The 22,647-nt window shown below is 64.5% G+C and carries 23 protein-coding genes; 18 read left to right on the forward strand and 5 right to left on the reverse strand.

Features of this window, described 5'->3' with window-relative positions; all coding sequences use genetic code 11:
- Positions 1-13 precede the first annotated feature (13 nt).
- Positions 14-1,906, reverse strand: coding sequence for a heparinase II/III-family protein (locus NN662_RS13025; protein ID WP_261930673.1), 1,893 nt, complete (start codon positions 1,904-1,906; stop codon positions 14-16).
- A gap of 241 nt (positions 1,907-2,147) precedes the next feature.
- Between NN662_RS13025 and wecB the strand changes: the two genes are divergently transcribed.
- From wecB to NN662_RS13085, 12 genes are all read left to right on the forward strand, one after another.
- Positions 2,148-3,299 carry a non-hydrolyzing UDP-N-acetylglucosamine 2-epimerase gene (gene wecB, locus NN662_RS13030; RefSeq protein ID WP_261930674.1) on the forward strand — a complete coding sequence of 384 codons (1,152 nt, stop codon included), beginning with the start codon at positions 2,148-2,150 and terminating at the stop codon, positions 3,297-3,299.
- Positions 3,300-3,480: 181 nt separating this feature from the next.
- Positions 3,481-4,347, forward strand: coding sequence for a MurR/RpiR family transcriptional regulator (locus NN662_RS13035; protein WP_261930675.1), 867 nt, complete (start codon positions 3,481-3,483; stop codon positions 4,345-4,347).
- 104 nt (positions 4,348-4,451) lie between these two features.
- Positions 4,452-6,386, forward strand: coding sequence for a bifunctional 5-dehydro-2-deoxygluconokinase/5-dehydro-2-deoxyphosphogluconate aldolase (gene iolC / locus NN662_RS13040; RefSeq protein WP_261930676.1), 1,935 nt, complete (start codon positions 4,452-4,454; stop codon positions 6,384-6,386).
- A gap of 50 nt (positions 6,387-6,436) precedes the next feature.
- Positions 6,437-8,299, forward strand: coding sequence for a 3D-(3,5/4)-trihydroxycyclohexane-1,2-dione acylhydrolase (decyclizing) (gene iolD / locus NN662_RS13045; protein ID WP_261930677.1), 1,863 nt, complete (start codon positions 6,437-6,439; stop codon positions 8,297-8,299).
- 105 nt (positions 8,300-8,404) lie between these two features.
- Complete coding sequence (gene iolE / locus NN662_RS13050; RefSeq protein WP_261930678.1) at positions 8,405-9,322, forward strand: myo-inosose-2 dehydratase; 918 nt, start codon at positions 8,405-8,407, stop codon at positions 9,320-9,322.
- A 76-nt stretch (positions 9,323-9,398) separates the two neighbouring features.
- Complete coding sequence (iolB, locus tag NN662_RS13055) at positions 9,399-10,196, forward strand: 5-deoxy-glucuronate isomerase (RefSeq protein ID WP_261930679.1); 798 nt, start codon at positions 9,399-9,401, stop codon at positions 10,194-10,196.
- A 145-nt stretch (positions 10,197-10,341) separates the two neighbouring features.
- Positions 10,342-10,491 carry a hypothetical protein gene (locus tag NN662_RS13060; RefSeq protein WP_261930680.1) on the forward strand — a complete coding sequence of 50 codons (150 nt, stop codon included), beginning with the start codon at positions 10,342-10,344 and terminating at the stop codon, positions 10,489-10,491.
- A 143-nt stretch (positions 10,492-10,634) separates the two neighbouring features.
- Complete coding sequence (locus NN662_RS13065) at positions 10,635-11,714, forward strand: WD40/YVTN/BNR-like repeat-containing protein (RefSeq protein WP_261930681.1); 1,080 nt, start codon at positions 10,635-10,637, stop codon at positions 11,712-11,714.
- Positions 11,701-11,982 carry a MoaD/ThiS family protein gene (locus NN662_RS13070; protein ID WP_261930682.1) on the forward strand — a complete coding sequence of 94 codons (282 nt, stop codon included), beginning with the start codon at positions 11,701-11,703 and terminating at the stop codon, positions 11,980-11,982. The genes NN662_RS13065 and NN662_RS13070 overlap by 14 nt, the downstream gene beginning before the upstream one ends.
- Positions 11,983-12,116: 134 nt before the next feature.
- A complete protein-coding gene (locus NN662_RS13075; RefSeq protein WP_261930683.1) occupies positions 12,117-12,491 on the forward strand; it encodes a PilZ domain-containing protein in 375 nt (124 codons plus the stop codon).
- A gap of 138 nt (positions 12,492-12,629) precedes the next feature.
- Positions 12,630-12,866 carry an Lrp/AsnC ligand binding domain-containing protein gene (locus NN662_RS13080; protein WP_261930684.1) on the forward strand — a complete coding sequence of 79 codons (237 nt, stop codon included), beginning with the start codon at positions 12,630-12,632 and terminating at the stop codon, positions 12,864-12,866.
- Between the two features lie 123 nt (positions 12,867-12,989).
- The gene (locus NN662_RS13085; protein WP_261930685.1) at positions 12,990-14,102 is read left to right on the forward strand and encodes a pyridoxal phosphate-dependent aminotransferase; all 1,113 of its coding nucleotides are present in this window, start codon (positions 12,990-12,992) and stop codon (positions 14,100-14,102) included.
- On the opposite strand, the gene NN662_RS13090 is transcribed toward NN662_RS13085, so the two are convergent.
- On the reverse strand, positions 14,095-16,122 hold the full coding sequence (locus NN662_RS13090) for a hydantoinase/oxoprolinase family protein (protein WP_261930686.1): 2,028 nt from the start codon (positions 16,120-16,122) through the stop codon (positions 14,095-14,097). The genes NN662_RS13085 and NN662_RS13090 overlap by 8 nt on opposite strands.
- Positions 16,123-16,245: 123 nt before the next feature.
- Entirely contained in the window at positions 16,246-17,145 is a 900-nt protein-coding gene (locus tag NN662_RS13095) for a DMT family transporter (protein WP_261930687.1), read from the reverse strand.
- A 101-nt stretch (positions 17,146-17,246) separates the two neighbouring features.
- Here NN662_RS13095 and NN662_RS13100 point away from each other — a divergent pair, with 101 nt between their 5' ends.
- Positions 17,247-18,098, forward strand: coding sequence for a LysR substrate-binding domain-containing protein (locus tag NN662_RS13100; RefSeq protein WP_261930688.1), 852 nt, complete (start codon positions 17,247-17,249; stop codon positions 18,096-18,098).
- A gap of 38 nt (positions 18,099-18,136) precedes the next feature.
- Here the strand turns inward: NN662_RS13100 and NN662_RS13105 are convergent, their stop codons facing one another.
- A complete protein-coding gene (locus NN662_RS13105) occupies positions 18,137-19,030 on the reverse strand; it encodes a LysR family transcriptional regulator (RefSeq protein WP_261930689.1) in 894 nt (297 codons plus the stop codon).
- Between the two features lie 105 nt (positions 19,031-19,135).
- Between NN662_RS13105 and NN662_RS13110 the strand changes: the two genes are divergently transcribed.
- The 5 genes from NN662_RS13110 (at position 19,136) to NN662_RS13130 (ending at position 21,780) form a co-directional block, all read left to right on the forward strand.
- Positions 19,136-19,531: a cupin domain-containing protein gene (locus tag NN662_RS13110; RefSeq protein WP_261930690.1), complete on the forward strand. Its 396-nt coding sequence runs from the start codon at positions 19,136-19,138 to the stop codon at positions 19,529-19,531.
- Positions 19,532-19,562: 31 nt separating this feature from the next.
- Positions 19,563-20,306 carry an SDR family oxidoreductase gene (locus NN662_RS13115; RefSeq protein WP_261930691.1) on the forward strand — a complete coding sequence of 248 codons (744 nt, stop codon included), beginning with the start codon at positions 19,563-19,565 and terminating at the stop codon, positions 20,304-20,306.
- Positions 20,307-20,462: 156 nt separating this feature from the next.
- Positions 20,463-20,777 (forward strand): ArsR/SmtB family transcription factor, encoded by a 315-nt coding sequence (locus NN662_RS13120; protein ID WP_261930692.1) that lies wholly within the window; start codon positions 20,463-20,465, stop codon positions 20,775-20,777.
- A complete protein-coding gene (locus tag NN662_RS13125; RefSeq protein WP_261930693.1) occupies positions 20,774-21,130 on the forward strand; it encodes an SRPBCC domain-containing protein in 357 nt (118 codons plus the stop codon). Before NN662_RS13120 ends, NN662_RS13125 begins: the two co-directional genes overlap by 4 nt.
- Before the next feature lie 50 nt (positions 21,131-21,180).
- Positions 21,181-21,780: an ATP-dependent Clp protease proteolytic subunit gene (locus NN662_RS13130; protein ID WP_315972595.1), complete on the forward strand. Its 600-nt coding sequence runs from the start codon at positions 21,181-21,183 to the stop codon at positions 21,778-21,780.
- A 105-nt stretch (positions 21,781-21,885) separates the two neighbouring features.
- On the opposite strand, the gene NN662_RS13135 is transcribed toward NN662_RS13130, so the two are convergent.
- Positions 21,886-22,362: an HXXEE domain-containing protein gene (locus NN662_RS13135; protein WP_261930694.1), complete on the reverse strand. Its 477-nt coding sequence runs from the start codon at positions 22,360-22,362 to the stop codon at positions 21,886-21,888.
- Positions 22,363-22,647: the final 285 nt, after the last annotated feature.

The following is a 22,647-nucleotide window of genomic DNA, read 5'->3' on the forward strand; positions in this document are numbered from 1 at the left end:
GAGCTGCTGCGACCTAAAGCCCGGAAACCGGCTTCAAGATTGTTTCCACTCCGTCGGGACCGACTTTGCCGCGCCAGGCAATGCGCGCTGCCGGGAGCTTGATCCCGAACCGTGTCGCGACCCAGCCCCCTTCCCCCGGAGTCTCGCCGCCGCTGAGGATCGTGAGGGTGTCCGAAGGAAACGTCATCTCGAGGAGAACGTGTTCGTCCTTTGCCACCTGTGCCATGCGGCCGGACGTAGCGACACGAAGGCCAGGGGCCACCTGGAAGACGAGCTCGGCATCGCGCGGCCCGCCGTTCAGCCAGTCCGTCACGATGATGGTTTCGCCGGCGCGGCGGATCCGGCGGCGGTGAACTGCCCCGAAGCGGCGGAGATATCCGTCGTGCTCGGCGGTGATCGACCATGACGGTCCATCCTTGCACTCGATCAGTGCGGTCTTCGCCTTGTGCGACCAGTTGAACGCTCCCGACATGATGCTCTGGTCGGCGCCACCGATGTTGAGCGTGTTGTGCGCGCAGGTCGAACGGAACCAGTTGCGCCAGACGCCGCCGGAACCGTAGAGAAACGTTCCCGGATCGACCAGAACCGGTTCCCCGTCCGAACGCAAGGTGAGCGACAGCGCATCGGCATGTCCATGCGCGGCGATACTGAGGTAGCCGAGGGGCCCGTGATCGAAGGTGAGCTCGATCTGCCGTCCCGCCATGGGCCCGCGCCAGAGGCTGAGGCTACCGTCGATGAAGACCTTCAGCCCGCCCGGGCGCTTGAGCGCACCGGCCTTGCCTCCGGTGACTATGGATCGAAAATCGCCCTCTCCGTCGACCCCGCCAAGGAACCCGTTGATGGCCTGCGCGACCGAGGTCGCGTAGCAGGCTTCCTCCCCCAGAGTGACGACACGCCCCTCGTCGTCGTCGCCAAAGCCTGCACCTTCGGGAAGCCAGCCGATGAAGTCGGCGAAGGATGCGAGCCTCTGCTCCACCGCGGCGCCGAACGATTGTCCGCCTTCGCGCGCGGCGGCCATGCAAAGGAGGATGAATTCGGCGGTGAACGCGCCATAGGTCGGGCTCTGCTCGGCGGCAGATCCGTCCGGCAGTATCTGCTTCACCGCCTCCTCGGCGAGCTGCCGTTGCGCTACCTCCGTCGGCTGTCCGAGCGCCAGGCCCAACAGATATTCACCGGCCAGTTCGGCAACGAGATGATTGTTGGCCGAGGAGAAGCGGGATGGAAACCGGGGCAGCCAATAGGCACTGGCGGCGCAGATTTCGCGGATCTGCCGGCGACATGGTTCGCTCAACTGCGACTGCAGGATATCGTGCGTCAGGATCAGGCTGATGGACCGCAGCGCAACCTCGATTCCCGACGCCCATGCCACGCCGCGGAAAGGCGGATTGGCCGCATGCCAGCTCTCGACGGCGGTCTCGATCGCCCCGATGGCACGGCCGTCACCGGTGATCACGGCATGGGCGGCCAGAACCGGAAGCTGCTGCAGCCGGCCGATTTCCCAGACATATTTGATATCGCCGCGTGTCCGGTCGTGGCGGTAGTCGATATCGTAGGTGTAGGTATCGGACCCCGGCCAGAGGGTCCCGCTCACAGGGTCGAGACGCCAGAGGCTGGCCGGAAAGAGCGCATCCGGGGTCCGAACGGGCCAGCTGCGGCCGAGCGCTGAAAACCGACCCGACAGAGCTTCTTCGGCCCCATGCGCGATCGCGCCGCGCTGTGCCGGCGAGGCCTGCGCCAGCCGCTCTGCGAGGCCGGCAAACACGGTTTGCATGCGCGCGGCCCGATAATGCTGCCAGCCATTGCGATGGTGGCGCGAGATCGCCTTGCGTCCGGCGTCACCGATCCGATGCAGGACTTCGCCCGCATCCATGCTGCGGAGCCTGTTGAAATACCAACTGAGTTTCATCACTGAGCCATTTGCCGTCGCGCGTTGTCGATGCCCTGCATGCCTTTCTCGCATACGGATGTTAACGCATCCTGCAGCAGCCCCATTGCGTGCCGATCGACATCGTGCATCGACGAAGAGCCTCGACAGCCCATCCCGTTTTCGCACAGATGAGGCGAATTCTTGCGACTGCGTCAACCAGTTGGAAAGCCATCTCTTCTAACGTGGCGAGCATTCCTTCGCGCGAATTTGGATGCCGTTCATGATCATCACCCCCCATATCGACACACGACAAGGCAAGCGGCTGCTCATCGTCTTCGGCACGCGGCCGGAAGCGCTGAAGTGTTTTCCGGTGGCGCGCGCGGCCTTGTCGCATGCAGGCTATGACACCCAGATCTGCCTGACTGCCCAGCACCGCGAGATGGTGGACAAGATCATCGAACTGACCGAATTGCCGGTTCACCACGACCTCAACGTCATGCAGCCGGGCCAGACGCTGTTCGACGTGACGGCCAGGGTGCTTGTCGGCATGCAGTCCGTGCTCGACAAGGCGCAACCGGATATCGTGATGGTTCAGGGTGACACCACGACGGCGATGAGCGCTGCGCTCGCCGCCTTCTACAAGGGGATAGACGTGGCGCACATCGAGGCGGGATTGCGCAGTCACGACATCAGATCGCCGTTTCCGGAAGAGCTGAACCGAAAGGTCATCGGCGACATCGCCCGCTGGCATTTTGCGCCTACCCCGGAGGCGCGCGCAAATCTCATCGCGGAAGGCACGCCGGACTCCCATATTTTCGTCACCGGCAACACGGTGATCGATACACTTCTGCATTTCTCGAACATGCTCGACACCGATGAAGCCAGGAAGCGGGACCTGGAGGAGCGCTTTGGCTTTCTCGATCCGCAGAAGCGGCTCATTCTCGTCACCGGACACCGGCGCGAGAATTTCGACGGCGGGATCGAGCGCATCTGCAAGGCTCTTGAAACGCTCGCCGCCCGCGGCGACGTTCAGATCGTCTTTCCGGTGCATCCCAATCCCAATGTGCGCGGCGTCGTCGAACGGACACTGAATGGTGTCGCCGATGTCCACCTCATCGAGCCACAGGACTACCTGCCATTCCTGTTTCTGCAGAAGAAAAGTACGCTGGTGCTGACCGACAGCGGCGGCGTGCAGGAAGAAGCGCCCTCGCTCGGCAAGCCCGTGCTGGTGATGCGTGAAAACACCGAGCGGCCGGAAGGTGTGACCGCCGGCACGGCCCGCCTCGTCGGCACGAACATCGACGCCATCCTGACGCATGCCAACCGCCTGCTGGATGATCCGGCGGCCTACAAGAGCATGGCGGAACGGCACAACCCTTACGGCGACGGCAAGGCCAGCCAGCGCATCCTCGAGGAACTGCTCAATGCCTGACATCAAGGCCGATGCCTAGCGGGCCATTGACGGTCGACCCTTCACCAAGCCGCTTTTGAGGCGACTTTCGCCTGCCCGCAATGCCACATCTGCCACCCACTTTGCACCTGCAGCAAAATTGGAATATTTGTTTCAATGATGCCGTTCCATGACGGCGTGGCGGCGGAAGGCGGTGGAGACGATGGCAGACAGCAAGACGAAGCCCGCGGCGGAGCCTCCGCGTGATTTCGAAAGCCTGCGCAGCGTCATCCTGCAGCGAAAGGACACGATGCCGAAGCGGCTGGCGCAGGTGGCGGCCTTTGCGCTGGAGCGGCCGGACGACATCGCGTTCGGCACCGCCGCCAGCATTGCCGCTGCCGCCGACGTGCAGCCGTCGACGCTGGTGCGGCTTGCCTATCATTTCCACTTCGACGGCTTTTCCGACATGCAGCGGGTGTTCCGCGAGCGGCTGCGGGAGCGCACGTCGAGCTATGAGGAGCGATTGCACGCGCTGGAGGAGAGCACCTTCGACGGCGCCGAGGCGGCCATGCTCAAGGGGTTCCTGAATGCCGCCAGCGCCTCGATCGCGAAGCTGGCGGCGACCATCGATCCGGAAACCTTCATCGCCGCGGTTGAGGTCCTGGCGAAGGCGGAGACGATCTACCTGGTCGCCAAGCGGCGCTCCTATCCGCTGACCTCGCACATGGCCTACGCGTTTTCCAAGCTGAAGATCCGCCATTGCGTCGTCGCCTCGCCGAACGGCGTCGATGCCGAAACGATCGAATTCGCCACGCCGCGCGACGCCGCCATCTGCGCTTCCTTCTCACCCTATGCGGCCGAAAGCCTGGCTCAGACGCGGGCGCTGTTTACGCGAAAGGTGCCGGTCATCGCCATCACCGATTCGGCCTTTTCGCCGCTTGCCGCCTGCGCCACCCATTGGTTCGAGGTTGCGGAAGCCGATTTCGCCGGCTTCCGCTCGCTGTCGGCCTCCGTCGCCCTTGCCAGCGCCCTGCCCGTGGCGATCGCCGAACGCCGAATGAAAACGGGTGGAACGCCCGCCAAGACATAAATTGAAACACTCATTCCATCTTGACGAATTTTCGGAATGGGTATTTTATTCCGTCAAAATTTCATCTGACTGGCGCAGCACAGCGCCACGCATGGGAGGAAGACATGTCTCGACTGGACCCCGGCTTCAAACCGGAGGCGGCACTCGACGTGATCACCATCGGCCGTTCCTCGGTCGACATTTACGGCCAGCAGATCGGCGCGCGGCTGGAAGACACCGCAACCTTCGCCCGCTCCGTCGGCGGCTGCCCGTCCAACATCGCCATCGGCACCGCACGCCTCGGCCTGAAGTCCGCCGTCATCACCCGCGTCGGCGACGAGCAGCTGGGCTCCTACATCAAGGAGCAGATGGCGCGCGAAGGTGTCTGCATCGACGGGATCGCCACCGACGACAAGCGGCTGACGGCGCTCGTTCTGCTCGGTGTCGAAAACGACAAGACCTTCCCCACCATCTTCTACCGCGAGAACTGCGCCGACATGGCGCTCGACGAGGGCGATATCGACGAAGGCTTCATCAAGTCGTCGCGCGCCGTCCTCGTCTCCGGCACGCATTTTTCCAAGCCGAACACGGAAGCCGCACAGAAGAAGGCGATCCGCATCGCCAAGGAGAACGGCGCGAAGGTCATCTTCGACATCGACTACCGCCCCAATCTCTGGGGACTTGCCGGTCACCGCGCCGGCGAGGAGCGCTACATCGCCTCCGACACCGTCTCCAGCCGGCTGAAGCCGGTGCTGGCCGATTGCGACCTGATCGTCGGCACGGAAGAGGAAGTGCTGATCGCGTCCGGCGAAGACGATCTGCTCGCCGCACTGAAAACCATCCGTGCCAATTCGGCTGCCACCATCGTTCTGAAGCGCGGGCCGATGGGCTGCATCGTCTATGACGGCGCCATTCCCGACGACCTGGAACAGGGCATTGTCGGCCAGGGCTTTCCGATCGAGGTCTACAACACGCTCGGCGCCGGCGACAGTTTCATGTCCGGCTTCCTGCGCGGCTGGCTGAAGGGCGAGGAGCATGCGACATCGGCCACCTGGGCGAATGCCTGCGGTGCTTTTGCCGTCTCCCGCCTGCTCTGCTCACCGGAAATCCCGACCTTCACCGAACTGCAGTATTTCCTCAAGCACGGCAGCCCGCACCGGGCGCTGCGCAAGGATGCGGACATCAACCACATCCACTGGGCAACCACGCGGGTGGCGGGCGACATTCCGCTCCTGATGGCGCTCGCCATCGACCACCGGTCGCAGCTCACCGACATCACCAATGCGCTCGGCGTCGGCGAGGACAGGATTTCCGAATTCAAGCGACTGGCGGTCGCCGCGGCTGCCCGCGTCGCCAGGGGCCGTCCCGGCTACGGCATGCTGATCGACGAGCGCTTCGGCCGCGACGCCTTCTTCGATGCGGCGAAGCAAAATTTCAGCTGGATCGGCCGGCCGGTCGAATTGCCGGGCTCGAAGCCGCTCCGGTTCGAATTCTCGCAGGATATCGGCTCGCAGCTGGTTTCCTGGCCGGTCGGGCATTGCATCAAATGCCTGTGCTTCTATCATCCGGACGACCCGGCGGCGCTGAAGGAAGAGCAGCAGCAGAAGCTGCTGTCGCTGTTCGAAGCGGCGCGCAAGGTCGGGCGCGAACTGTTGATCGAGATCATCGCGGGCAAGAACGGCCCGATGAAGGATGACACCATTTCGCGGGCGATGTCGGAGCTCTATGCTCTGGGCATCAAGCCGGACTGGTGGAAGCTGGAGCCGCAGGCCTCCGCGGAAGCCTGGAAGAAGATCGACGCGGTGATCAGCGAGAATGACCCGTTCTGCCGCGGCATCGTGCTTCTCGGTCTCGAAGCGCCGGCGGAAGAGCTCGAAAAGGCCTTCTCGGCGACGCTCGCGGCTCCGACGGTCAAGGGTTTTGCGGTCGGGCGGACGATATTCGCCCATGCCGCGCGCCAGTGGCTGGCCGGCGAGATGGACGACGAGACCGCGATCGCGGACATGGCTGGACGCTTCGAGCAGTTGACCTCGGCTTGGCTGAAGACCCGCGGTCTCTGATCGCGGCGGACCGAACGAAGAGTTAAGAAGACGAATTTTGGGAGGCCCCGATGGGCAAGAGAATCCGGCTGACGATGGCCCAGGCCGTCGTGAAGTTCATGCAGAACCAGATGACGGTGATCGACGGCGTCAAGATGCCGATCTTCGCCGGCTGCTGGGCGATCTTCGGCCACGGCAACGTCGCCGGCATGGGCGAAGCGCTCTACCAGGCGAAGAACGATTTCCCGACTTACCGGGCGCATAACGAACAGGGCATGGCCCATTCGGCCGTCGCGTTTGCCAAGGCGTCGTTCCGCCGTCGCTTCATGGCCTGCACGACCTCCATCGGCCCGGGTGCGCTGAACATGGTGACGGCGGCAGGCGTTGCGCATGTCAACCGCCTGCCCGTCCTCTTCCTGCCCGGCGACGTCTTCGCCAACCGCGCGCCCGATCCGGTGCTACAGCAGATCGAGAATTTCGGCGACGGCACCGTCTCCGCTTCCGACGCCTTCAAACCGGTATCGCGCTATTTCGACCGCATCACCCGCCCGGAGCAGATCATCACCGCTCTGAGGCGCGCCATGCAGGTGCTGACGGACCCGGCCGAATGCGGACCGGTCACGCTGTCGCTCTGCCAGGACGTGCAGGCGGAAGCCTTCGACTATCCGGCAAGTTTCTTCGAGGAGCGCATTTGGACGACAAACCGCCGCGCCCTGCCCGATCAGGATGAACTGGCGAACGCCATTTCGCTGATCAAGGCGGCGAAGAAGCCGGTCATCATCGCCGGCGGCGGCGTGCTCTACTCCGTCGCCAGCGCCGAACTCACCGCATTCGCCGAAAAGCACGGCGTTCCGGTCGCCGTCAGTCAGGCGGGCAAGTCGGCGATCGACGAACGCCACCCGCTGGCGCTCGGCTCGGTCGGCGTCACCGGTACGTCGGCTGCCAACGCGATTGCCGAGGATTGCGACCTCGTGATCGGCATCGGTACGCGCTTCCAGGATTTCACCACCGGCTCGTGGGCGCTGTTCGGCAACGAGGACCTGAAGATCCTGTCGCTCAACGTCGCGCCGTTCGACGGCGGCAAGCATGACGCCCAGCCGCTGATCGCGGATGCCCGCGAAGGCTTGCGGCTTCTTTCCGAAGGTCTCGGCGACTGGAAGGCACCGGCATCGCTGGCGGCGAAGGCGGCGGAGGTCAAGAAGACCTGGCTTGCGAGCGTCGACAAGATGTTCTCGCCGGAGTTCAAGACCGGTACCGGCCTGCCCTCCGACGCGCAGGTCATCGGGGCGGTCAGCCGTTCGGTCGACCTCGAAAACTCGATGGTGCTTTGCGCCGCCGGCGGACTGCCGGGCGAGTTGCACAAGCTGTGGCCGGCAACGACGCCGGGCAGCTACCACCTCGAATACGGCTTCTCCTGCATGGGCTACGAGGTTGCCGGCGGCCTCGGCGCCAAGATGGCGCGTCCGGACATGAACGTCGTCGTCATGGTCGGAGACGGCTCCTACATGATGATGAATTCGGAGCTCGCGACCTCGGTCATGATCGGCCAGAAGATCACCGTCGTCCTCCTCGACAATCGCGGTTACGGCTGCATCAACCGGCTGCAGATGGGCACCGGCGGCGCCAACTTCAACAACCTGCTCGACGACAGCTATCATGTCGTTCCGGCCCATATCGACTTCCGCGCCCATGCCGAAGCGATGGGGGCCGTCGCGGTGAAGGTGTCGTCGATCGCCGACCTTGAAAAAGCCTTGAAGGCATCCGAGGCCAACGACCGCTCGACCGTCATCGTCATCGACACCGATCCGCTGACGACCACGGAAGACGGCGGCTACTGGTGGGATGTCGCGGTCCCCGAAGTCAGCCCGCGCAGCGAAGTCAACGAAGCCCGCAAGCGCTACGAGGCCGCCCGCGCGGCCCAGCGCCTCGGCTGAGCCATTCGAGCCCCGGTGACAGACCGGGGCCGGCAATTCTGATCATTGTCCATGTCCGGAGACGCCACTGAAACGCACGTCTCCGCCGCTCTCAGGAGAGTTTCGATGAAAGCCAAGCTCGGCATGTCTCCCATCGCATGGTGGAACGACGACCTTCCGGACCTGAGCGACGACGTGTCGCTCGAGGAATGCCTGCGCCAGTCGCGCAGCGCCGGGTTCACCGGCATGGAAAAGGGCCGCCGTTTCCCCGACGATCCCGACGTCATGCTGCCGATCCTGAAAGCCGCCGACGTGACACTGTGCGGCGGATGGTTCTCCGGCACGCTGGTCGACGAGGAGCTTGCGGCCAACAAGGATCGCATCGCGCCGATGATCGAGCTTTTCAAGGCCGTCAACGCGCCCTGCATCGTCTATGGCGAAGTCGGCCGTTCCATCCAGGGAGACCGTTCCAAGCCGCTCGCCACCAAGCCGAAGCTTGCCGATGACGAGATGAAGGCCTATGCCCGCCGCGTTACCGAGTTCGGCGAATGGTGCGCCAACCAGGGCATGCCGCTCTCCTACCACCACCACATGGCCGCCGTCGTCGAAACCGAGTCGGAGCTCGACGCCTTCATGCGCAATTCCGGCGAAGGCATTCCGCTGCTGCTCGATGCCGGGCATCTGGCCTTTGCCGGCGGCGACGTGCTGCGCGCCATCGACAACCATCACGCCCGCATCAACCATGTGCACGTGAAGGATATCCGCCGCTCGGTCGTCGACGGTCTCGACCGCAGCCGCCAGTCCTTCCTCGATGCGGTGGCGCTCGGCGCCTTCACCGTTCCGGGCGACGGCTCGCTCGATTTCGGCGCCATCGTCAAGCGCTTCGCCGATTACGGCTATGAGGGCTGGTTCGTCGTCGAGGCCGAGCAGGACCCGAAGACTGCGCCGCCGCAGAAGATGGCGGAGATCGGCCATGCCGAACTGATGCGCGTCATGACCGCCGCCGGCTATACCGTGGAGACCGAAGGTTTCCCGAAGGGCTGACCGAGATTGAACGGCGGCGCGCGCCCTGGCCTGCGCCGCCGGAAACCTGAAAAAAGCGACTGAAAGGGAGAAAACCATGCCCAACCTTCTCGTCAAGCCGAAGGGCGACACAGGCCGCGTCACCCATGTGACGCCGGAAAGCGCCGGCTGGACCTATGTCGGCTTCGATCTCCACAGACTGAAGGCCGGCGAAACGGTTTCCGCCGACACCGGATCGCGCGAAGTGTGCCTCGTCTGGGTTGCCGGCAAGGGCAAGGCCAAGGCTGGCGGCGAGGATTTCGGCTCGGTCGGCGAGCGCATGAGCCCGTTCGAGGGCGCGCCGCACGCGCTCTACGTTCCGGCCGGTTCCAGCTGGTCGGTGACGGCCGAGACCGATCTCGAGCTTGCCGTCTGCTCGGCGCCCGGCGGTGGCGACCACAAGGCCAAGCTGATCCCGCCCGGCACGCATCCGGCGCTGACGCGCGGCAAGGGCTCCAACGTCCGCCACGTCAACAACATCATGCCGGAAGACGACAATTCGGCCCATTCGCTGCTGGTCGTCGAGGTCATCACGCCCAACGGCAATACCTCGTCCTATCCGTCGCACAAGCACGACCAGGACGACCTGCCCAACGAAAGCATGCTCGAAGAGACCTACTACCACCGCCTCAACCCGCCGCAGGGTTTCGCCTTCCAGCGCGTCTACACCGACGACCGCTCGCTCGACGAGGCCATGGCTGTCGAGGACGGCGACGTGACGCTGGTGCCGAAGGGCTACCACCCCTGCGCCACGATTCACGGCTACGATCTCTATTATCTCAACGTGATGGCCGGACCGAAGCGGGTCTGGAAGTTCCACAACCAGAAGGAACACGAGTGGCTGGTGAACGCCTGAGCGTTCAAGACCGAAACGAGAAGCCCCGCCCGCGAAAGCCGGCGGGGCTTTTTTGTCGCACCGCAACATTCAAGGCGTGCTGCACGGAACAATTCGCCCCGCCGCGCATTTAATTCGCGCTGTAACATCAATTCTGGGGGCATGAATGCGATCCAATAACGTTCTTTACTTCGTCGTCGGCGCTCTCGTCGTCGTCGTGGCCGGAATGGCCTATTATATTTATGACAAGGAACGTCAGCCCGAAGGCGTCGAACTCAGCATCGGCAAGGGCGGCATCTCCGTCGAAAAGAAATAACCACAAAATTTCTACTTAAATTGCAAAATTAAATCCTGAAGGAAAAACGGCAATTTGAATATGACGACCGCCAAATCGTCATTTCAATTGCCGTTTTTCTTGGCTAGCATTTCCTCACGAGCTCATTTGGGAGGATGCGCCACATGCCTTCGACTGTCCTGCTTCTCATCGGCACCCGCAAGGGCGCCTTCATAGCCACCAGCGACATGAGCCGGCGCGACTGGACGCTTTCCGGCCCGTTCTGCGATGCCTGGCCGATCAATCACGTTATCGCCGATCCGGCGACCGGCACGATCTATGCCGGCGGTGGCAATGAATGGTTCGGTCCCGCCGTCTGGCAGACGTCGGACCGCGGCAAGACTTGGACACATTCCAACCAGGGCTTCGCCTATCCCGAGGGCCAGGATCCGGTCAAATCGGTCTGGAGCCTCGCTGCCGCCCATGGCACGCTGCATGCGGGTGTCGAGCCCGCCGGCCTGTTTCGAAGCCGCGACGGCGGCAAGACATTCGCCCATGTGGACGGCCTGCAGGAGCACCCCTCGCGGCCGACATGGATGCCCGGCGCCGGCGGTCTCATCCTGCACTCGCTTGTTCCGCATCCCGATGATCCGGATCGCATATGGGTGGCGATCTCTGCCGCCGGCGTGTTCTACACGGAAGACGGCGGCAAAACCTGGGTGGCGCAGAACAAGGGCACGCGTGCCGACTTCATGCCGGAAGACCAGCGCTATCCGGAAACCGGCCAGTGCGTCCACTGTCTGATCATGGCGCCGGGCAAGCCGGACCGGCTCTACCAGCAGAACCATTGCGGCATGTACCGTTGCGACGACGGCGATGCGGCCTGGACCAGTATCGAAGAAGGCCTGCCCTCCCCCTTCGGCTTCCCGGCGGCCGCCCATCCGCGCGATCCGGACGTGCTCTACCTCATTCCACTCAACGGCGCCGAACAGGGCCGCTACGTGCCCGACGGCAAGGCCGCCGTCTGGCGCACCCGCGACGCCGGCAAGACATGGGAGGCGCTGCGCGACGGCCTGCCGCAGGAAAACTGCTTCTTCAACGCGCTGCGCCAGGCGATGGCGACGGACCGGCTGGAACCGGCCGGCGTCTATTTCGGCACCAATACCGGCGAACTCTATGCCAGCACGGACGAAGGCGACAGCTGGAGAAAAATCTTCGACAACCTGCCGGTCGTCCACTCGGTCGAGACCTATGTCATCGACTGAAACGACCGTCCATGTCGTGTTGCCGGCGGCGCTCGCCGATCTGTTTCCGGGCGCCCCTCGCCGCTTCGACATGGAGGCGGCAAGCGTCCGGGACCTCGTCGACGGGCTGGAGCGCCGTTGGCCGGGCATGGGCGGCTTCATCCGCGACTCCCGCCCGGCGATCCGCAAGCACATGGCGATCTTCGTCGACGGCGAACGGGCGACGTTGAAAACGCCGCTTTCGCCCCGCAGCGACGTCTTCATCATCACCGCGATCTCCGGCGGCTGATCGACCCTTGCCATATTCGCACACCGTGCATCCCGATATCTTGGGAACCCGTAAAAGTTTAGGGGTTTCGTTGAGGTCGCGGCAATTGTTGCATGGCAGCATCCTTCTCTGACGCAAACCCTTTGAGGAACCCTATGGCTGCTGGTGGATCATCACACCTCTCGTTCGTGAAGTCCGACTTCTACGAGCGGCAATGGGAGCGCTTTCAGGTGAAGCGTCCGGCGCGGATTACCGCCGTCGACGTCGGCTTGCGCAAGACCTTCACCCGCAGCTGTCATGTCGTCGATATCTCGCGCGGCGGCGCCGGTCTCGTCATGGATGGCCTGCATGGCCTGCCGCCGCACTACTACCTCACCATCATCGGCCTTTCGAACCGCATCGGCTGTGCCGAGGTCTACCGGCAGGGCGAGCGCGTCGGCGTGAAGTTCATCCAGCCGATTTCCGAACTGCTCTTGAGCGAGATCATCCACAGCGACTTCCGCAACGCCGCCGACAAGCATCGCAACTGAGCGGTTCGTCCGGCGTTTCATTTCCCATTCTATTTCTCTAAAGTCGGTCGAACCGCCGGGTGAGTCCGCAGGACGCGCTGCCCCGGCCCGACATCGTTTCCGGCGCAAGTCCCCACGACTGCGCCCTCTGGAGGAACCATGGATTGCATCTTCGTTCAGGTCCGCTGCAAGCCGGGCCAGACCTACACCGTCGCCGACCGAATCTATGAGAAGGAAGTCGTTTCCGAACTCTATTCGACCAGTGGCGACTACGACCTGATCGCCAAGATCTACGTTCCCGACGGCCATGACGTCGGCCGCTACGTCAACGATATCTTCCAGGATATCGCCCATGTCGAGCGGACGCTGACGACGCTGACCTTCCACGCCTTCTGACCGGGGCATAGGTCCAGACACGGCTTTCGGCGTCAAGCCCACGAGGCGCTGACGCCGGCTTGCGCCGGTCAAATTTGCCCCTATTGTTGACGCAAAGACAAACATCCGGGAAACACCTCAAACATGTCCGCCTTTTCGCGCTTCACACCGCTGATCGAGAGCCTGCCCGCGACCGTGCCCTTCGTCGGCCCGGAAGCCATCGAGCGCAACCGGGGCCTCAAGGTGAAGGCACGCATCGGCGCCAATGAAAGCGGCTTCGGTCCGGCCCCCTCCGTCATCGCCGCCATGCGCGAGCATGCACCCTCGGTCTGGACCTACAACGACCCGGAAAACTTCGCGCTGAAGCAGGCGCTTGCCGGCTTTCTCGGCACGAAGGCGGAGAACATCGCCATCGGCGAAGGCATCGACAGCCTGCTCGGCCAGATCGTCCGTCTCGTCATCGAGAAGGACATGCCGGTCGTCACCTCGCTCGGCGCCTACCCGACCTTCAACTTCCATGTCGCCGGCTTTGGCGGCCGGCTGGTGACCGTTCCCTATCGCGACGACCGCGAGGATCTCGATGCGCTGCTCGACGCCGTGCGCCGCGAGAACGCGCCGCTCGTCTACTTTGCCAATCCCGACAATCCTATGGGCAGCTGGTGGGATGCCGACAGCATCGTCGCCTTCGCCAGGGCGTTGCCGGCAACCACGCTTCTGGTGCTGGACGAGGCCTACAGCGAGACGGCGCCGGCCGGCAGCATCCCGCCGATCGAGGCGCTGATCGACCTGCCGAACGTCATCCGCACGCGCACCTTCTCCAAGGCCTACGGGCTTGCCGGCATGCGCATCGGCTATGCGATCACCACGCCCGGCACGGCGCAGGCCTTCGACAAGATCCGCAATCATTTCGGAATGAACAAGCTGGCGACGGAAGCCGCTCTCGCGGCGCTCGCCGACCAGAGCTATCTGCGTGACGTCCTCGGACGGATCGCCGCCTCGCGGACGGAAATCGCCCGGATTGCCGGCGAGAACGGTCTTTCCGCCCTGCCCTCGGCGACCAACTTCGTCGCCATCGACTGCGGCCGCGACGGCAGCTATTCGCGCGCCATCGTCGACGGGCTGATGGAACACGGCGTCTTCATCCGCATGCCGGGCGTCGCGCCGCTCAACCGCTGCATCCGCATCAGCTGCGGCGTCGAGGCCGACATGGCGCTTCTGGCGGAAGCCCTGCCGAAGGTCCTGAAAGCGATCAGCTAACCGCTTCCGGATGCGCGATGCGCGGCCGGCCGCTGGCGGTCGCCACCATATGCGCTTCGATGAAGGACCGGCGCCCTTCGATCTCCGCCGTCTTCAGATCCGTTGTGACCTGAATGTCGGCCTCGTCCGTGCCGGCATCCACGGCGCGGCGGGCAACAATCGCCCGCAGGCGGGCTTCGGCGGCGGCGAGCGCCTGCTCCTCAGCGGTGAAATCCTCGATGCCGTCCGGCCCCATGACGCGGAACAGGCCTTCGACCGGCTGGCTGATCTGCGCCTCCGCCGACACGCGCACCTGGCCGACGACCGCACCGAGGGCATTGGCCACGTCCGCATCCTCCGGCACGAGACAGTCGCCGCCGACAAGCGCCGGCAGGTTGCGGTAGTGCAGGCCGGCCGACGCGCCGAGGCCGATCACCGGCCGGTCGAGCGAAACCGATAGTTTGGCGACGCCCGGAACCTTGTCGATCGCCCGCTGCACCAGCTGGCTGGCAACCATGGCCGAACCATCGAGCCCATCCTCGCCGAAGGCCGTCTCGAAGATGACTTCCGCCGAAAGCCGCGTCAGCTGCTTCAACACCAGCCTGGCAAAGACCTCACCGGAGGCCGCCAGCGGCTGGCCACGCCCGTCCTTCTGGCGACAGAAGAGCTCGGCGCCCATCTTCGCGGCATCGGCATTCCAGATCGACTGGAGGCCCAGCGCATGGGCGGCGTCCGACGGGGTGAAGCCGACGATGTGCACCAGCCCGCGGCCGACAAGGCGGGCGAGCACCGCCGTCTGCGCCGAATAGGCAAGCAGCGTTTCAAGCGGCTGCGGCACGTCGCCGACCTTGGCGTAGACCGCGCTCTCGCTCTGCGACAGGCCGGCGGCAAAACGGGCGGGAACGCCGGTGCGGACCGCGAAACGGCCGTCGTGCCGGCCATTGCCGGCGGCACGCAGCTGGCGCTCGAGGACTGCGGTGACGGCATCGCCATGCAGATGCGCGGCGAGCGACAGCGGCACGATGCGGCGCGGACCGAGCAACAGCTTCGGCTTCAAGCCGCCCTGCTCCATCGCCACCTCGCTGTCGCCGCCAAGGCCGAAGGTGCGCATGGCGACAGCCTCGACCATGGTGCGGTAGCCGCCGACGGTCGCACCTTCCGGGCTGAGCCGCGGCCGGCCGCCGGCGAGCACGGCGACGTCGGTCGTGGTGCCGCCGATGTCGGAGACGATAGCATCGTCGAGGCCGGTCAGGTGGCGCGCGCCGACGAGGCTTGCGGCCGGTCCGGAGAGGATCGTCTCGACCGGTTTCAGCCGCGCCGAAGCGGCGGAAATCAGCGCGCCGTCGCCGCGCACGATCATCAGTGGCGCATCGATGCCGCGCGTCGCAAGATAGCCTTCGGTGGCATCGACCAGCCGGTCGATCATTGAGATCAGCCGCGCATTCAGAAGCGTCGTCAGCGCCCGCTTCGGGCCGCCGAGCTTGGCCGACAGTTCGTGGCTCATCGTCACCGGCAGGCCGGTCGCGGCAACGATCCGGTCGCGCACGGCGTTCTCATGGGCGGGATTGCGGACCGCGAACTGGCCGCAGACGGCAAAACCGGACACACTGTCGGCAAGCGCCGGCAGCGCCGTATCGAGCGCATCCATCACCAGCGGCTGGGCATTGCCGAAGACATCGTGACCGCCGGGGCAGACGATAAGCGGATCGGAGCCCAGCGCCTCCTTCAACCCGTTCTTGGAAAGCTCCGCCTCGCCGAAGCCAATCAGCACCAGCGCGACGCGCCCGCCCTGCCCTTCGACCAGCGCATTGGTGGCGAGCGTCGTCGAGATCGACACGAGGCGGATCTGATGCGGCGGACAGTGCGACTGCGCCAGCACGGCCTCGACAGCGTTGGAAATGCCGATGGCAAGATCATGACGGGTGGTCAGCGCCTTGGCCTTGGCGACGATACCGCTCGCCTCCGACCAGAGAACGGCATCGGTATAGGTGCCGCCGGTGTCGATGCCGAGAAACAGCGGAGCCTTGAGGGTATGCAGCATTTCCAATTCGACAGGCTCCTGGTGGCGCGGGGCTGACGCGGCATGATGGCGATCACCAGACATACTGCGCCCGGCTTTTCCTTGGCAATGGGGGAGTTTTGCGTGGATCGCCGATCTGTGGCGCTATTCGGCCGGAACCGCCACGGAAGAGCGGACGCCCCAGCGCAGGGTGACGCCGAGGCTGGCGATCAGGATGGCGACGAAGCCGGCATACTGCACCGGGGCGAGATGATGGCCATAGACGACGGCATGGGCAAGGATGGCGCTGACCGGATAGAGGAACAGGAGGACGGCTGCGAGCGGCGTCGAAAGCTTCGGTAGCGCGCCGTAAAGCAGGAAATAGACCCCGCCCGTATGCACCAGGCCGATCAGCAGGAACCAGCCCCACTGGCTGGATGTCACCTGCAGCGGGCCGAGGGGCGCGGCGGCGAACAGCAGCAGCGTGCCGCAGAAGCACTGGATGGTAACCAGTTGCGGTGCGTCGATGCCTTTCAGCCCTTTGGCGATCAGTGTCACCAGCGCATAGAGCACCGCGCCGCCGAGCGCGCAGGCGAGGCCGAGAAGATACGAGCCGCCGGCCGCGCCGCCACCCTCGGCGATATCCGTTGCGAGCACCAGTCCGGCCAGCGCCAGAACGATCCACGCGAATGTCGCGACATGCAGCCTCTCGCGGAAGAGAAACGAGCCGAGCAGCACGACGATGAAGGGCTGGACGTGAAAGACGATGGTGGAGACGGCGATGCCGATATGCTCGATGGCGGTGAAGAACAGGATCCAGTTGCCGATCATCAAGACGCCGCTGGCAAATGCCAGGGCGAGCACCTTGGCCGGCAGGCGCAGCAGTGCAGTCAACCGGCCGCGCCAGGCCGCGTGCAGCCCCAGCGCCAGTCCACCGATCAGGCAGCGGTAGAAGGTCACCGACATGGGATCGGCGCCGCTTTCGACGACGCAGACGCCGAGCGTGCCGAGCAGCGTCTGCGCGGCCATGACACCGAGAATGCCTTGTGTCTGGCGGGTCATCATCGGCCTCTCCTCTTGCGTGCTGCCGATGAAAATCCTAGCGCCGTTGATTCATTTCACAATCAATATAATCTGACATAATTCTTCAGCTTATCGAGGCAATTATGCAGCTCGACCATGTCCTGCTCCGCACCTTCGTTGCCTGCGTCGACACCATGAGCTTCACGCGGGCGGCGGAAAGAGTGCATCGCTCGCCGGCGACGATCTCGAGCCAGATCGCCCGGCTGGAGGCAGAGGTGGGCACGCTGCTGTTTGTCCGCGACACCCGCAACCTGGCGCTGACGCGGGCCGGCGAGCAGATGGAGGCGCATGCGCGGCGCATTCTCCGGCTGCATGACGAGGCGGTGGAGGCCTTCCGCAAGCCGGACGTGGCGGGCTCGATCCGCATCGGCGCGCCGGAAGACTATGTCGCCAACATCCTGCCGCCGGTGCTCCGGCGCTTCAGCCTTTCCTTCCCCAAGGTGGAGATCAAGGTCGTCTGCGCGCAGTCGACGGTGCTCGTTCCGCAGGTTCGAAACGGTGAGATCGACCTTGCCGTCGTCACCCGCTCGCGCGGCGTCGAGGGACAATTGTTGCGGCGCGAACCGATGATCTGGATTGCCTCGCACGACCGCGTGGCGCTGGAGCGGCGGCCGCTGCCCGTGGCCCTGTTCGAGCCCGGCAGCCAGGCGCGGCATGTGGTGCTCGCCGCGCTGACGCGCAGCAACATCCCGTTTCGCGCCGCTTACGAGAATGTCAGTCAGTCGGCGCTGCTGACGGTTGTCGAGGCCGGGCTGGCGGTGGCCAGCGTGGCGCGCATGTCGGCGCCGCCAAGCGTCGCGCACCTGACCGAGGCCGACGGCCTACCGGCGGTCGACTCGGTGGAGATCGCCCTGATCCGCAGCGCTGGTTCCAACAACCGGCTCGGCGACGAGATGGCGGACGCGATCTGCCAGCGTGCCGACGCCCCGCTCTGAATGAAGCATAGCCTGGTCAGTGTGGCCGGTTGGCGGTGCTAGCCGCGGTGGCGCATGGCGTCGAGGAACAGCGCGAAGGCAGGCGAGGCAAGGCGGCGGTTGGGGTAATAGAGGTGGTAGCCCTGGATCAGCGGACACCAGTCCTCGAGCACGACCTGAAGGCGGCCGGCATCGACATGAGGGCGGGCGAGGTCTTCCGGCACGAAGGCGAGGCCGAGACCGTCGACGGCAGCATTGACCACCGGGAGGATGCTGTCGAACACCGCCTGTCCGGAGACCCGGACCTCGAGTTCGCGCCCGGCCTTCTCGAACTCCCAGGCGTAGAGGCCGCCGGCCGAGGCGAGCCGCAGGTTGATGCACTGATGGTTGGTCAGTTCGCCGGGATGCGCGGGCGGTGAGCGGCGGGCGAAATAGTCCGGCGTGCCGACGACGACGAAGCGCCAGTCCGGTCCGATACGTACCGCAATCATGTCCTTGCTGATCGATTCGCCGAGCCGGACGCCGGCATCGAAGCGCTCGCCGACGATATCAACGAAACCGTCATTGACGGAGACCTCCACCGTGATGTCCGGATATTCGGCGAGGAACGCCGCCAGCTTCGGGCGCAGCACCGTCTCCATGGCATGGATCGCCGAATTGATGCGGATCGTGCCGCTGGGCTTGTCCCTGAGTTCACTCAGCGCATCGATTTCGGCGCGGATCTCGTCGAAATGCGCCGCCACCGAGCGATAGAGCCGTTCGCCGGCCTCCGTCATCGACACGCTGCGCGTCGTGCGGCTCAGGAGCCGCAGGCCGAGCCTCTCCTCCAGCCCGCGCACCGTGTGGCTGAGGGCCGATGGGCTGAGCCCCAGTTTCGCGGCGGCGCGGGTGAAGCTGCGATCGGCGGCAACCGCCACGAAAGCCTTCAGTTCACTCAGTTCGTCGCGCGCCATTACTGAATCCCATTCAATAGTCCATGCAATTTATAGCGCCTAATCGAATAGCATCCCAGGCCCTATCTTCCTCCCATACGCAACGACACAGGAAAGGAGCGTCCCATGGAAATCACACGCGCTGAAAGCCGCAAGGCCGGCCAGGGACCGACGGACTGGTTCACCGGGGCCGTCGAGGTCGAAATGCTGTTCAACCCCTTCGAGAAGGAACGGGTCCAGGGCGCCAGCGTCACCTTCCAGCCGGGCGCGCGTACCGCCTGGCACACGCATCCGCTCGGCCAGACGCTGATCGTCACCGCCGGCACCGGCCGGGTGCAGCGCTGGGGCGGACCGATCGAGGAAATCCGGGTCGGCGACGTCGTCTGGTTTCCGCCGGGCGAAAAGCACTGGCACGGCGCTGCCGCCAACACGGCCATGACCCATACCGCCATTCAGGAAGCAAAGGACGGCAAGACCGTCGACTGGATGGAAAAGGTTTCCGACGAGCAATATGCCGGCTGAGCCGGTTCACGACTGAAAGAGAGACAGCATCATGATCAAGGACAAGGTCGTCATCATCACCGGCGCCTCCTCCGGCATTGGCGAAGCAACGGCAAAGCTTATCGCGGCCAAGGGCGCCAAGGTCGTTCTCGGCGCGCGCCGCGAAGACAAGCTGAAGGAGATTGCCGACGCCATTACCGCCGCCGGCGGGCAAGCGGCCTACCGGGCCGTCGACGTCACGAAGCAGGACGACAACGACGCCATCGTCAAGCTGGCGAAGGAGAAGTTCGGCCGCGTCGACGCCATCTTCCTCAATGCCGGCCTGATGCCCGCTTCCTCCGTCTCGGCGCTGAAGACCGGCGAATGGGACCAGATGGTCGACGTCAACATCAAGGGCGTGCTGAACGGCGTTGCCGCCGTCATGCCGACCTTCACCGCGCAGAAGTCGGGCCATGTGATCGCCACCTCCTCGGTCGCCGGGCTCAAGGCCTATCCCGGCAACGGCGTCTATTGCGGCACGAAGTGGTTCGTCCGCTCCTTCATGGAAGTGCTGCGAATGGAATCGGCCAATGAAGGCACGAACATCCGCACGGCGACCATCTATCCGGCCGCGATCAACACCGAGCTGCTCGACACGATCAGCGACGGCGCGACGTCGGAGGCCTACCGCAAGCTCTACCAAACCTACGGCATCTCGCCCGAGCGGATCGCCGATGTCGTCGCCTTCGCGCTCGACATGCCGGAAGACACCACGGTCAACGAATTCACCGTCGGCCCGGCCAACCAGCCCTGGTAGGCCGAAAGCCGGCGCCCCGCCCGAGACAGGAAGCCCGGCTGCCCCCCCGCAGCCGGGCTTTTTCATGTCGATGTCGGGGCGATCTGCCCTTCTCCCTCCGAAAAAATCCCGCATTGCCTCTTGCGAATCGCATAAGTATGCGCTTATCTATTTCGCATGATCGAGAACGACATCTTCCGGGCGCTCGCCGACCCGACCCGCCGCACCATCTTCGAAAAGCTCGCCCATGGCCGGCAGAATGCCAGCGCGCTGCGCGAGGGCATGACGATCAGCCAGCCGGCGATGTCACAGCATCTCGCAGCCCTTCGCGACGCGGGCCTCGTCCGCGAGGAGCGGCAGGGCCGCTTCGTCCATTACGAGGTCGACCCCGACGGGCTGGCGGCGATCGCGCAGTGGCTCGCCAGATACCGGGCCTACTGGCCCGCCCGCATCGAAGCGCTCAAGGACCTCCTGAAGGAGATGGACCAATGACAGACGCCGGCCCCGACAAGACCCCGCCCCTCCGCCTCGACTACGCACTCGACGCACCGCCGGAAAAGGTCTGGCGCGCCATCAGCCTGGCGGAGTTCCGCCGGCGCTGGCTGCCGGACGGTGCGCTTGCCGAAGAGGACGGCACGACGATCGTGCCGGGCCGCGAGGTGCGCTACCGGCTGCGCGACAGCGCCCCGCCCTTCCTCGAAAGCGACGTCACCTTCCGCATCACTCCGGATCCGGCCGGCGGCACCTCGCTGCAGATCGTCCAGCAACTGACGGCCGAAAGCCTTGAGCGGCTGCGGCGGGCGGCGGCCAACAACAACGGACCGATGCTGATGCTCGCCGCCTGACGGGCCTCCGCCCCACCCTTCCCAAAACCAGACATGATTGGAGTTCGCCGATGCGCGAAGCGATGCAACTCGTCCCCATGGTCGTTGAACAGTCGAGCCGCGGCGAGCGGTCGTTCGACATCTATTCCCGCCTGCTGCGCGAGCGGATTATCTTTCTAAACGGCGAGGTCAACGACGCCATGGCGGCGCTCGTCTGCGCCCAGCTCCTGCTGCTCGAATCCGAGAACCCGAAGCGGCCGATCCACCTCTACATCAATTCGCCGGGCGGCGTGGTGACCAGCGGGCTCGCCATGTACGACACGATGCAATATATCCGCGCGCCCGTGCACACGCTCTGCATGGGCACGGCCCGCTCGATGGGCTCCTTCCTGCTGATGGCCGGCGAACCGGGCGAGCGCGCGGCGCTGCCGAATGCCAGCATTCACATCCATCAGCCCCTGGGCGGCTTCCAGGGCCAGGCCTCCGACATGCTCATCCACGCCGAGGAAATCCGCCGCACCAAGCACCGCATGACGCGGCTCTATTCGGAACACTGCAGGCGCAGCTACGAGGAATTCGAAGCCGGCATGGACCGCGACCGCTTCATGACCGCCGAGGAAGCGCTGGACTGGGGGCTGATCGACAAGATCTTGAAGGTGCGGGAGGATTGAGGGGGCTGCTTTGCGCCTTCCTTTCGGACATTGAGAGGGGCCGGAAACGAGACTGAAACCCTCTTTCGTTGCAGGTGTCCAGAAACCCCAAGACAGACGCATCTCTCAGCTCGCCCGCGCCCGCCGGCGATGGTTTGTGAGCGACCAGAGCGGGTAGCAAAGGCCAAGCGCGGTCGAGAAGACGACCTGGGTCGTGGTCGCCATGCCGTGGCTGACGAGGACGGGCACGCCGACAAAATAGAGCGGCAGATAGAGAAGCGTTCCCGTCACCACGCCCGGAGAATAGCGGCGCATGATCCAGACCGCGCGCAGGTGAAAGAATGCGTTGCTCATCAGGATTGCGGCAAGGACAACCCAGGCCGAGAGATAGCCGGCCGTCGTCGGGCCGCGCCACGCGATCCATATCGCGACGGCAACCATGCCCGCATTGATGCGCACGAGAAAACCGACCGTCAGGCTCTTTGCGATTTCCGGGCGATATTCGGCATACCACCGCCCAAACCCGCCGGGCCATGCGAACTCCTCGATCAGGTGAAAAAAGCAAGCGGCGAGCGGCAGATAAGGAAGTATGTCGGCGTTCATAACGGGTCTCCATTGTTGAATGAAGCCCGTCAAACACTGCGCCCGCTAACACATCAAACCCGCTTACGCAGTCTGCAGCCCCCATTCGTGAACGGCAGTCCATGCGCCTCACGCTTCGTGAATGACGCCGGTGTTTTTGCAAGGAATTCCGTGCTTTCCTGGATTTCCGCGGCATGTGTGACGTTGCGAAACATAACCGCCGCTATCCTCTTTGCCCGCCAGCGATTTGCACAAAGTCGCCCCGACGACTACTCTTGAGGAATGATCTGCAAGCATCCGGCATGG

The sequence above is a fragment of the Rhizobium sp. NRK18 genome (assembly GCF_024385575.1).
Taxonomy (GTDB): Bacteria; Pseudomonadota; Alphaproteobacteria; order Rhizobiales; family Rhizobiaceae; genus JANFMV01.